The sequence below is a fragment of the Fructilactobacillus lindneri DSM 20690 = JCM 11027 genome, from assembly GCF_002907375.1.
Classification (GTDB): Bacteria; Bacillota; Bacilli; order Lactobacillales; family Lactobacillaceae; genus Fructilactobacillus; species Fructilactobacillus lindneri.
In genome coordinates this window covers 65,184-78,022 of record NZ_MIYK01000001.1, presented here as the reverse complement: position 1 = coordinate 78,022, position 12,839 = coordinate 65,184, and the positions used below count along the sequence as shown (strand labels likewise).

Below are 12,839 nucleotides of genomic sequence, written 5' to 3'. Positions count from 1 at the left end.
AAATAGCGATACTTCATTTTTTGAAGTATCGCTATTTTTTTATCTTATTTTTCAGCATTATTCCGCAACTGATCAGCAAAATCATTAATTTTATGCAACCGATGATTAATACCAGATTTAGAAATTGGTCCATTAGGAACTAATTCGCCTAATTCTTTTAAACTAACCTCTTGATTTTTCATTCGTACAATTGCAACTTCTTGTAATTTTTGCGGTAAAATCTTTAAACCAGCTTTTTCAGAAATAAATTTAATGTTTTCAATTTGTTTCGTAGAAGCATTGGCAACTTTATTCATATTGGCATTTTCACAATTAACTAATCGATTAACAGAATTACGCATATCGCGTACAATTCGAACATCTTCAAACTTCAACATGGCATTTGTAGCTCCAATTAATTGTAAAAAATCGGCTATTTTTTCTCCTTCTTTTAAATAAACAATATGACCACTACGACGTTGAATCTCTTTTGCACCAAGGTTATATTTATTCATCATTTCAGCTAGCATTTGATTATGATTTTCATAAAGGGAATAAATTTCTAAATGGTAACGAGAAGTTTCTGGATTATTAACCGAACCTCCAGCCAAAAAAGCCCCTCTCAAATAGGAACGAACCTGCATATCATTTTTTAACAATTCTAAAGGAACCCGTTCAACAATTTGATTACCATCCAAAATTCCTAAATCATTTAAAATATCACGAACACTACGAACCAGGCGCACAATATATAAATTATTCTTTTTTAATTTCATTTTCCGCCTAACAACCACGGCTGCTTCAACATTATAAAAACGTAACAATAATTGATAAATGCGTCGTGAGATAGCAGAATTTTCTGATTGAACTTCAAGCGATAAGCGCCCGTTAGAAACTTTCAATGTTCCATTCATACGAATTAAAGCCATCAATTCGGCCTTTGCATTATCTCGATGTACTTCTAAGTTAGTCAATTCTTTTTTAACGTCACTTGCATATGACATTGTAACAACTCCTAATGACTGATTTTCGGCTGACCCAATAAACGAATTAACTCGTTAGTCACCAACTGACCATTATGAAAAGCCCCATGATCACGTAATTCCAAAAAATCAGAAGAAATAACCCGACATCCCAATTTTTTTAAACCGTCATAGTCGTGTTTAACTGGTTGCGATTCATCACTCCAACGCTGATGATCAATATAAGATGCAGGAACTTTTTTATTATTAACAAGGATAGTATCGACAAAATTGTAACCTAACTGGCGATCTAAAATTTTAACGTGATCAGCATCGGTGAAATTATCAGTTTCACCCTTTTGCGTCATAATATTACAAATATATACAACCTCAGCATTCGTCTCAATCACAGCTTTTCCAACATTACTGACCATTAAGTTTGGCAAAATACTCGTATACAAACTACCGGGGCCTAAAACAATCTGATCAGCATCCATGATCGCTTCAATTACATCTTTTACTGCTTTCGGTTTTTTATCGTTATTAGCAGATTCAACCCAAACCCGTTTAATCATTTTATCAGCATTAGTGATTTCAGATTCACCTGCAATTTTAGTTCCATCCTGAAACTCGGCATGTAACTCTAAACTCTCATCACAAACTGGAAAAACATGGCCTTCAACATCCATCATTTTTGTCAATTTTTGGACAGCTGCAAAAAAACCGCCTTCCATTTCTGACAAAGCTGTAATAATTAGATTCCCAATCGCATGCCCAGACAAAAATTTATCTGATGACTTAAACCGATATTGAAAAATATCTAAATCTAATTTTGGTAAATTAGAAAGTGCTACTAACACGTTCCGAATATCACCAGGGGGTAAAACGTTAATATAACTCCGCAAAATACCAGAAGAACCACCATCATCAGCCACCGTTACAATGGCAGTAATATCAACGTCTTTTTTCTTTAAGTTTCGCAGAATGACTGGAAGACCAGTCCCACCGCCAATCACAACCATCCGAGGACGATCAATTCTTTTTGCTACCTTATCTACCATTAATTAGTGCACTCCTTTATGCCGATTAATGTCTCGATGGGTAACGTTTACAGTAAATCCTAATTTTTTAAGTGCAGCAACTAGCCGTTCAGTCATCGCTACCGAACGATGCTGACCTCCTGTACATCCAATCGCAATAGTTTCACCCGCTTTTGCACTACTTTTAATCTTAGGTAACACAAATTTAAGTAAATCAAATACTTTTTCAAAGTATTCATCAGCTTCGGATTGTTCCATTACATAGTCATAAACTGGTTTATCTAAACCAGTTTGATTACGCAATTCGGAAATATAATACGGATTACTTAGAAAACGTACATCGAAAGACATGTCAGAATCAATTGGCAATCCATATTTAAATCCAAATGACATTAGTTCAACATGAAATTTTTCCGAACCATTTTTTTCAAATCTATTTATTATTTTATTTTGTAGTTGTTTAGGTGAAAGGTCAGTCGTATTAATAACAATATTAGCATTATCTTTAACCTGACTCATCAATTTTCTTTCTTTTTCAATCCCATCTATTACTCGACCATTACGGGCTAATGGATGGTCACGTCTACTTTCTTCATAGCGTGAAACAAGTTTTTCGTCAGAAGCATCCAAAAAAATAACATTTTCTTTTGGGTTATTATTTTTAGCAATCGTAATTAGCGAATTCACTACTTCCTGACTAGAGCCTGGAGCACGTAAATCAACTACCAGAGCAACTTTGTTAATCTCACTAGAGGTTCGCAGTAATTCTGTGAACTTGTAGATTAGCGTTGGTGGCAAATTATCGACACAAAAATAACCCAAATCTTCGAACGTTTGCATAGCACGAGTCTTTCCCGCACCACTCATTCCTGTGATTATTACTAATTGATCATCTTTTAACATCGATATCCCTCCAAACATTTTTTAAGTATAGCACACCGGGCGTTTCATACAAACTAAAAAAGAACCAATTACTAATTGATTCTTTCAAAATTATTTATTTGCCTTTAATGCTGCTTCTGTTCTTTTTGTATCTCGCTCTAAAATCGGCTTTAAATATTTACCAGTATAACTATCTTTAACTTGAACAATTTGTTCCGGTGTACCAACTGCTACTACGTTTCCACCAGCTGCTCCACCTTCAGGACCTAAATCAATTACATGATCAGCTTGTTTAATCACATCCATATTATGTTCAATAATAAGAATGGTATTACCAGCATCAACTAGTTTTTGTAAAACTTCCAACAAACGTTTGATATCATCAGTATGCAAACCAGTCGTAGGCTCATCGAGAATATAAAAATTCTTCCCTGATGAACGTTTGTGTAGTTCAGAAGCTAATTTCATCCGTTGAGCTTCTCCGCCAGATAAAGTAGTCGCTGGCTGGCCTAATTTCACATATCCTAAACCAACGTCTGCAATGGTCTGTAACTTGCGCGTGATTTTAGGGATTGCTTTAAAAAAGACCAATGCTTCTGAAACTGTCAAATCTAAAACTTCAGCAATATTTTTACCTTTATACTGAACTTCTAACGTTTCAGAATTATACCGTTTTCCATGACAAACTTCACAAGGAACGTATACATCCGGAAGAAAATCCATTCCAATTTTCAAAATTCCGTCTCCACGACAAGTTTCACAACGCCCACCTTTAATATTAAAACTAAAACGTCCTTTTTGATAACCACGCATTTGCGCTTCATTAGTTTTAGCGAACAAATCACGAATATCATCAAAAACTCCCGTATAGGTTGCTGGATTGCTTCGCGGGGTTCTCCCAATCGGACTCTGATCAATACTAACTAGCTTTTCAATATTTTTATAACCAGAAATTGATTTATATTTGCCTGGTTTCTCAGAATTATTATTTAATTTTTGTGCCAATGCTCGTTTCAAGATGTCATTTACAAGAGTTGATTTCCCTGATCCAGAAACACCTGTCACCACATCAAATTCGCCAAGCGGAAACTTGACTGTAATATCTTTTAAATTATTAGCTTGGGCACCTTTTACTATGACATTTTTCCCATTTCCTTTACGACGTTGCAATGGAACCGAAATGAATTTCTTGCCAGACAAATACTGACCGGTTAATGATTTTGGATTTTTGGCAACTTCAGCAGGTGTACCAGTAGCCATGATTTTACCACCATTTTGACCAGCTCCTGGGCCAACATCAACTAAATAATCAGCAGCCATCATCGTATCATGGTCGTGTTCAACAATTACTAAAGTATTTCCTAAATCACGCATTTTTTTCAAAGAATTGATTAGTCGATCATTGTCACGTTGGTGAAGTCCAATTGAAGGCTCATCCAAAACATATAAAACACCTGATAAGTTCGAACCAATCTGAGTTGCTAACCGAATTTGCTGTGCTTCACCACCCGAAAGGGTTCGTGCAGAACGTGATAAAGTTAAATAACTTAAGCCAACGTTTAATAGAAAATTCAACCGATCTGTAATTTCTTTAATAACCGGTTTTGCAACAGCAGAATCTTGTTCTCCAAATTCTGCATGCTGAAAAAATTCGTGTTCATCTGTAATATTCATGGCACAAACTTCACCGATATTTTTTCCATTAACTTTGACTGACAATGCCTTGCGATTCAATCGCAAACCATCACAAGTCTGACAAGTTGACTCACGCATATATTTACGCATTTGATCACGTGTATAATCGCTACTTGTTTCTTTAAAACGACGTGCAATATTATTAATCACGCCTTCAAATGGAGCATCTACATCCCGAACACCACCGAAATCACTATGATAGTGAAAATGAAATTTTTTCTTTTTTGACCCATATAACAATAAGTCACGTTGCTTTTTGGGTAATTTGCGAAATGGTACATCCATATCAATCCCAAAAGCAGTAGCAGCCTGCTTCAATAATTCAGGATAATATTTAGAACTAATCGGATTCCAAGGCTCAATCACACCTTCATTTAAAGTCTTATTTTTATCTGGAATCACTAAGTCTTCATCTACTTCTAACTTTACTCCTAGCCCATCACAATCTGGACAGGCACCTAAAGGTGAGTTAAAAGAAAAAAGACGAGGCTCTAATTTGCCAACTGTGAATCCACACACTGGACAAGCATAGTGTTCAGAAAAAAGCATTGGCTCTCTTTTACCAAGAAAGTCAATATTAGCATAGCCATCACTAAGTCGTAATGCCGTTTCTAAAGAATCTGATAAACGAGAATTAATCCCATCTTTCACTACAATTCGATCAATTACAATACTAATATCGTGACGTTTATTTTTATCGAGTTCAAGATCATCAGAAATATCGTGCATTTCTCCATCAACTACAACTCTAACAAATCCTTCACGCTTAATTCGTTCAAAAATTTTTTTATGCTGACCACGTTTAGAACGAACAATTGGAGACATGATTTGTAACTTGGTTCGTTCAGGTAAAGCCATAATTCGCTCAATCATTTGGTCAATTGACTGGCTTTTTATTTCCGTTCCATCATTTGGACAATATGGTGTTCCAACTCGTGCCCACAGTAAACGTAGATAATCGTTAATTTCAGTTACAGTTCCAACCGTTGAACGTGGATTTTTGGAAGTAGTCTTTTGATCAATTGAGATTGCCGGACTAAGTCCAACAATTGAATCTACATCCGGTTTGTTCATCTGACCTAAAAATTGACGTGCATAAGATGAAAGACTCTCGACATAACGTCGTTGTCCTTCTGCATATAAAGTATCAAATGCCAACGAACTCTTTCCTGAACCAGATAATCCAGTCATTACAACCATCTGATTCTTCGGAATATCTACATTAACATCTTTTAAATTGTGTTCTCGGGCACCTCTAATTTTAATTACATCATTTGCCAACTCATCACCTCATTTCACATTTGTTTTTTAATTTCTTAATTGTATCTCGTAATGATGCCGCTTGTTCAAAATCAAGCTGTTTAGCTGCTTCACGCATCTCATCACTCAAATTTTTCAGCATTTGTTTCTGTTCTTTAGTAGTCATTTGTTCAAAATCAGATTCAACAAATGGTTTCTTTTGATTATATTTATCGTCTTCAGTTTGTTTGTAAGCCGAAATTGATTTTGCAATCGGTTTAATAATAGTTGTCGGCGTAATGTGATGTTCTTGATTATATTTAATCTGAATCTTACGTCTTCTAGCAGTTTCATCCATCGCAGCCTGCATTGAATCAGTTATATGATCTGCATACAAAATAACGTGGCCATTTTCATTTCGAGCAGCTCGACCAATGGTTTGAATTAAAGAACGAGTATTTCGTAAAAATCCTTCTTTATCAGCATCTAAAATTGCAATTAAAGATACTTCCGGAACATCAATTCCCTCTCGCAATAAATTAATTCCAATTAAAACATCAAACTTTCCCAAACGCAAATCACGCAAAATTCTAGTTCTTTCTAACGTTTTAATGTCACTATGCAGATAACGAACCTTGATGCCTAAATCCTTTAAATAATCAGTTAAATCTTCTGACATTTTTTTAGTCAAAGTAGTTACAAAAGTTCGCTGATTATGTTTAATTCGTTCGTTAATTTCTCCAACCAAATCATCCATTTGATCTTTGGTAGGACGAACTTCAACAGTTGGATCTAATAAACCGGTTGGTCGAATGATTTGTTCAACCACTTGACTACTATGCTCAAGTTCATAATCACCAGGAGTTGCCGACATATATATTACTTGATTAATATGCTTTTCAAATTCATTAAAATCCAAAGGACGGTTATCGTAAGAACTAGGCAAACGAAATCCGTAATCAATCAATTGTTTTTTTCGAGCTTTATCGCCTTTTAACATTCCATGAACTTGGGGAATGGTTTGATGCGATTCATCAATAAACATCAAAAAATCTTTGGGAAAGAAATCTAATAAAGTATATGGTGGTTCTCCTGGTTTTCTCCGATCCATATAGCGAGAATAATTTTCAATACCAGTCGTATATCCCATCTCGCGCATCATTTCAATATCATAAGTGGTTCGTTGTTTTAGTCGCTGTGCCTCTAATAATTTACCTTCTTTTTCCAACTTATCGACTTGTTTTTTCATATCAGTCTTAATTTCAGGCAAAGCAACATCCATCACCTCATCATTCGTTAAGAAATGAGTGGCTGGGAAAAGCGTCACTGTTTCTGGTTCACCTAAAACTTCTCCAGTCAATGTATTTACTTGCGTGATTTTATCAATCTCATCACCAAAAAATTCAATTCGATAAGCATTTTGTGTTCCGGAAGCAGGGAATACCTCAACAGTGTCTCCATGAACTCGAAAACGGCCTCGATCAAAATCAATATCATTACGTTGAAATTGAATATTAACTAACTTACGCAATAAAGTATCCCGATCCATTTGATCGCCAACGTGGATAGAAATAGTATGGTTTTGATATTCTTCTGGATTACCTAATCCAAAAATTGATGAAACAGATGCTACCACAATCACATCGTTACGTTCTAATAATGCACTAGTAGCAGCATGACGCAACTGATCAATTTCATCATTAATAGAAGCATCTTTTTCAATATAAGTATCACTAGAAGGAACATATGCTTCTGGTTGATAGTAATCATAATAACTGACGAAATACTCAACTGCATTATTTGGAAAGAAATTCTTTAATTCATTATATAATTGACCTGCTAATGTTTTATTATGTGCTAAAACAAGCGTTGGCCTATTTTGATCTTTAATAATATTGGCCATCGTAAATGTTTTACCAGTTCCAGTTGCTCCTAGTAATGTTTGTTCCTTATCACCTTTTGCTAAGCCGGCATCCAGTTTTTTAATTGCCTCTGGCTGATCACCTGTCGGTTTATATTTTGAAACTAAATCAAATTTTTGATGTGACTTTGTAACCATAAAATACCTCATTTTTAAATTCATCTATGAAAATTGCCTAATAATATTAATTCTAGCATACGAACATACTTTCGCAAAATAAAATGATAAAAAAAGAAGCAGAATTAAATCTGCTTCATAATTATTACATTTATTTTGTTTTAACTGATTCTACATAATCAAAAATTGCTTGGCCAGCTTCACCGCCATCACCAACTGCTGTAGTAATTTGACGTAAATGTTTTTTACGAACATCCCCAACAGCATAAATTCCTGGGACTTTAGTTTCCATCTGATCATTAGTATCAATCCATCCTGCTTCATCGGTAATGCCAATGTCATTAAAAGCAGCCGTCATTGGCAAAATACCAACATAAATAAAGACTCCATCTGCTGAAATGGTTTCAATATTATCATTTTGGTTGTTTCTAATCTTAACTCCAGTAACTTTTTTACCATTACCTTCGATTTCTTCAACTTCACTATTCCAAACAAATTCAATATTATCTTTCGCAAAAGCACGTTCTTGCAAAATTTTTTGAGCACGAAGCTTATCACGACGATGAATCACAATTACTTTAGCAGCAATATTAGAAAGATAAGTTGCTTCTTGGATGGCTGAATCACCACCACCAACAACTACAACCGTTTCACCTTTAAAGAAAGCGCCATCACAAACAGCACAATAGGAAACACCACGCCCACTATATTCCTGCTCGCCTGGAACACCTAATTTACGATATTGCGAACCAGAAGCAATCACTACTCCAGGTGCTTCGTATTCGTCATCGGCAGTTTTAACTACTCTGCGGTTACCTGCAATATCAATCCCAGTAACTTCTCCATAACCGTATTCAACACCGAATTGAGTACTACTATCATACATTTTTTGTGAAAGATCCGGACCCAAAATTGACTTAAAACCAGGATAATTTTCAATCTCAGCGGTATTATTCATTTGACCACCATAAACACCACGATCAAGCATCAAAACTGATAATTCAGCTCGTGATGCATAAAGGGCTGCAGTCATGCCAGCTGGACCAGCTCCAATTACAATTACGTCATATTTTTTTGTCATATTAACCTCCTCAATCGAACATTTAGTAAAATAAGTATAGCACATCAGTTTCATACTTATGTTTTACAATTAAAATTGCGTACAATCATTTTAACACATGTTTAACGCAATCGTTATTAATAAGTCTAAAAAAGATATCGATGTTAACATCGATATCTTTTTTAATTATTGATCTTCTTTTTCTAATCTTTTACCAATCTTTTTAAGATATTCCCGAAATTCACCTTTAATTTCAGGATGATTAATTCCATATTCAATGTTAGTTTCAAGCCAACTTAACTTGTTTCCAGTATCAAATCGTTTACCCTTAAATTCGTGAGCAAATACACGTTGTTTTTTGTTTAAAGTATCAATTGCATCAGTTAATTGCACTTCATTACCCTTGCCTGGTTTTGTATTTTCCAAAACTTCAAAAATTTCTGGAGTAAACAAGTAACGTCCAATAATAGCAAGATCACTTGGAGCATCCTCTGGATTAGGCTTTTCCACAAAAGTTTTTACATCATAAAGTCCTGGTTTAACTTCATCAAGTGGATCAATCACTCCATATTTAGAAGTTTCTTCATGAGGAACTTTCATAACTGCTAAAGTAGAAGCTCCAGAATCTTGATAACTTTCAATTAACTGTTTAGTTAATGGAACTTTATCCTGCATTAAATCATCACCAAGCATAACTACGAACGGATCATTACCAATGAAACTCTTTGCAGTCAAAACTGCATCTCCCAATCCATCAGGATAAGCTTGTCGAATGAAGTAAATATTCATTTCGTTGGTTTTTTCAACTTCTTCCAACATTTTTTCTTTATGTTTCTTTTTAAGATTTTCTTCCAACATGTAATTTGGTGAAAAATGATCTTCAATGGCGCGTTTACCTTTACCAATCACAATTACTAAGTCAGTAATCCCGGAAGCTTTAGCTTCTTCGACAATGTATTGAATTGTTGGAGTATCAACAATTGGCAACATTTCTTTAGGCATTGCTTTTGTTTCCGGTAAAAATCTAGTTCCTAATCCAGCAGCTGGAATAATCGCTTTTGTAACTTTCTTCATCTCTATCTACACTCCTATGTAATTATCTATCCAATTTCTGAACGACCTTCACGGGTCATTAATTTGTTGATTGCTTCTTGGACCGTTTCTTGCTTATTTAGAACAGAATGGATTGCTTCAGTAATTGGCATTTCAACACCACATTCTTGAGCTAAATCATATGCAGCCTGACTGGTAGCTACTCCTTCGATTACCATGCCCATATCTTTCACAATATCATCAAGCTGCTTTCCTTTACCAAGCTGATACCCAGCTCTCCAATTTCGCGAATCTCTACTAGTTGCAGTTACAATCACATCACCCATTCCTGACAATCCAGTAAAAGTCAGTGGATTAGCACCGAATGAAACTCCCAAACGAGAAATTTCTGCGACACCACGGGTCATTAAAGCTGCTTTAGCATTATCACCATACCCTAGTCCATAGAGAGCTCCAGCAGCTAATGCAATAATATTCTTTAAAGCTCCACCAATTTCAACGCCAATTATATCATTATTTGTATAAACACGAAAATAGTCATTCATAAACAACTTTTGAAAATGAATGGCAGATGGCAAATCTTCACTAGCAGCCGTCACCAAAGTTGGATCATGTTTAGCAACTGCTTCTGCTTGACTTGGACCTGAAATTACAGAAACCGTTTTACGATTTTTAGGGTTAATTTCTGCTTCTAAAACCTGAGAAATTCGCTCATGAGTTCCAGTCTCCAATCCTTTACTACCGTGAATAATATATGGCTTAATATTTAACTGATCTAAAATTTGATTAACCTGTTTAGCAACTGACCGGGTTGCTTGAGAAGGAACAATAAATAAGATATCATCCACTCCGTCAATTGCTTCCTTTAAATCTGAGTAAGCTTTTAAAGATTTGGAGAAAGTGAAGTTTTTAATATATTTTTGATTAGTATGTTTTTCGTTCATTTCTTGCACTTGAGCAGGATTATGCGCCCATAAACGAACCTCATGTCCATTTTCATTCAAAATCTCGGCTAGCATACTTCCCCATGATCCTGCACCAAGAACTGCAATTTTTTCTGTCATACTTTTCTCCTTCAAACTTAACAATTATACCACACCAGTTTTTTGTCATTCTTACGACGATATAGTAATACGAAAAGAGCACCAAAGAACAAAATGATAGATAAAATTTGAGAAATACGAAATGTCCCAAGCATTAAACTATCAGTTCTCATACCTTCTGTAAAGAATCGACCAAAAGAATACCACATTACATAAGCTAAAAATATTTCTCCTCGTTTAAATAACTTATCAGAATGTCGCATAATCATCAACAACGCAAATCCAGTTAAATCCCAAATTGATTCATACAGAAAAGTTGGTTGGCGATAAAGCCCGTCAATCAGCATTTGCTGAATAATAAAACGGGGTAAATGCAACTGCTGCAAAAAGGACAATGAAGTCACTGCCCCAAAAGCTTCTTGGTTCATGAAATTACCCCAGCGACCGATTCCTTGGGCCATAATTACAGTCGGAGCAGCAATATCAAAAATTTGCCAAATTGATAAATTATGATGTTTACAATAAAAATAAATAAAAACTCCAGCACCCAACAACGCTCCATAGATAGCAATTCCACCATCCCAAATCGCAATAATTTCTCCAAGGTGCTGAGCATAGTACTTCCATTGAAAAATAACATAATAGATTCGAGCCGAAATAATCGCAATTGGAATCGCCCATAAAATCATATTATATAGGACATCTTCATTTAAACCTTGACGTTTGGCTTCTCTCATAGATAACCAAACTGCAATTAAAACGGCAGAGGCAATGATAATACCGTACCAGCGTACGTGAAAGGGACCAAAATTAATGGCAACCGGATTCATTGCTAATATACTAAACATTATTTAACCTCATTATTATCATCTTTAGATTTATCGTTCTGATTTTGACCATCATTTTTTTCATTTTTCTTAATGAGACCATTTAATTCTTTATTAAAAACATCGGTAGCATTATATCCCATTGAATTTGCTCTAAAGTTCATTGCAGCAGTTTCAATAATAATTGCTAAATTTCGACCAGGTTTAACTGGAATGTTCAATTCTTTTAATTCCACATCAAAAAACTGGACTGTATCATGATTATTACCTAAGCGATCATATTTAGTATCCTTGTTCCAGATATCCAAATGAACTACCAAGTCAACTTTGGTTTCAGAACGGACTGCTCCTGCTCCAAACAATGTCATTACATCAATAATCCCAATTCCTCGAATTTCTAGTAAATGACTCAAAATTTTAGGAGCCTGCCCTATCAAAGCTTGTTCGTCACGTTGATAAACCTCAACTCGGTCATCAGCAATCAATCGATGTCCACGCTTAACTAATTCAAGTGCCGTTTCACTTTTACCAATCCCAGATTCTCCAGTAATCAAAACTCCAAGACCATAAACTTCAACTAAAACCCCATGAACTGATTTTCTAGGAGCTAATTTAGCTTCCAAAAAATCAGTCATATTACTTAAAACTCGTGAAGTATTTAATTTCGACTCTAGAATTGGAATATGGGCCTTTTTAGTGGCATCAATCAACTCCTGAGGTGGCTCTAAATCAGTTGAAATTACAAAAGCAGGAGTATCTGGCTGACACATCCGATTCATATAATCTTTTAATTTTTCTTCCGGTAAATGCTTTGCAAATGAAGTTTCGGTAATCCCTAGTAACTGGATTCTTTCTGAAGGATAATAATCAAAATACCCCGTTAATTCCAAACCAGGACGCGAAATATCACTAGTGGTAATCGGACGGTCTAAATATTCTTCACCCGAAAAAACCTTTAAATGGGTGTTGTCGACTAATTCTTTTACACTAACACTTTTAACCATAACGAACCCTCCTTAAC

At 35.2% G+C, this 12,839-nt stretch carries 10 protein-coding genes; all 10 read right to left on the bottom strand.

Annotated elements, in window-relative coordinates:
* Positions 1-44 precede the first annotated feature (44 nt).
* The 10 genes from whiA to hprK all read right to left on the bottom strand — a co-directional run bounded on the left by whiA (position 45) and on the right by hprK (position 12,822).
* On the bottom strand, positions 45-983 hold the full coding sequence (gene whiA, locus BHU33_RS00410) for a DNA-binding protein WhiA (RefSeq protein WP_054646430.1): 939 nt from the start codon (positions 981-983) through the stop codon (positions 45-47).
* Positions 984-994: 11 nt separating this feature from the next.
* Positions 995-2,002, bottom strand: coding sequence for a gluconeogenesis factor YvcK family protein (locus BHU33_RS00405; protein WP_054646429.1), 1,008 nt, complete (start codon positions 2,000-2,002; stop codon positions 995-997).
* A gap of 3 nt (positions 2,003-2,005) precedes the next feature.
* Entirely contained in the window at positions 2,006-2,884 is an 879-nt protein-coding gene (rapZ, locus tag BHU33_RS00400; RefSeq protein ID WP_054646428.1) for an RNase adapter RapZ, read from the bottom strand.
* Positions 2,885-2,974: 90 nt separating this feature from the next.
* Positions 2,975-5,839, bottom strand: coding sequence for an excinuclease ABC subunit UvrA (gene uvrA, locus BHU33_RS00395; protein ID WP_054646427.1), 2,865 nt, complete (start codon positions 5,837-5,839; stop codon positions 2,975-2,977).
* A gap of 4 nt (positions 5,840-5,843) precedes the next feature.
* Positions 5,844-7,856, bottom strand: coding sequence for an excinuclease ABC subunit UvrB (gene uvrB, locus BHU33_RS00390; protein ID WP_054646426.1), 2,013 nt, complete (start codon positions 7,854-7,856; stop codon positions 5,844-5,846).
* 130 nt (positions 7,857-7,986) lie between these two features.
* A complete protein-coding gene (trxB, locus tag BHU33_RS00385; RefSeq protein ID WP_054646425.1) occupies positions 7,987-8,916 on the bottom strand; it encodes a thioredoxin-disulfide reductase in 930 nt (309 codons plus the stop codon).
* 165 nt (positions 8,917-9,081) lie between these two features.
* Positions 9,082-9,969: a UTP--glucose-1-phosphate uridylyltransferase GalU gene (gene galU, locus BHU33_RS00380; protein WP_054646424.1), complete on the bottom strand. Its 888-nt coding sequence runs from the start codon at positions 9,967-9,969 to the stop codon at positions 9,082-9,084.
* 26 nt (positions 9,970-9,995) lie between these two features.
* The gene (locus BHU33_RS00375) at positions 9,996-11,012 is read right to left on the bottom strand and encodes an NAD(P)H-dependent glycerol-3-phosphate dehydrogenase (protein WP_054646423.1); all 1,017 of its coding nucleotides are present in this window, start codon (positions 11,010-11,012) and stop codon (positions 9,996-9,998) included.
* A gap of 17 nt (positions 11,013-11,029) precedes the next feature.
* Positions 11,030-11,842, bottom strand: a complete 813-nt coding sequence (gene lgt, locus BHU33_RS00370) for a prolipoprotein diacylglyceryl transferase (RefSeq protein ID WP_180993512.1) — start codon at positions 11,840-11,842, stop codon at positions 11,030-11,032.
* Complete coding sequence (hprK, locus tag BHU33_RS00365; protein ID WP_054646422.1) at positions 11,839-12,822, bottom strand: HPr(Ser) kinase/phosphatase; 984 nt, start codon at positions 12,820-12,822, stop codon at positions 11,839-11,841. The genes lgt and hprK overlap by 4 nt, the downstream gene beginning before the upstream one ends.
* Positions 12,823-12,839 lie beyond the last annotated feature (17 nt).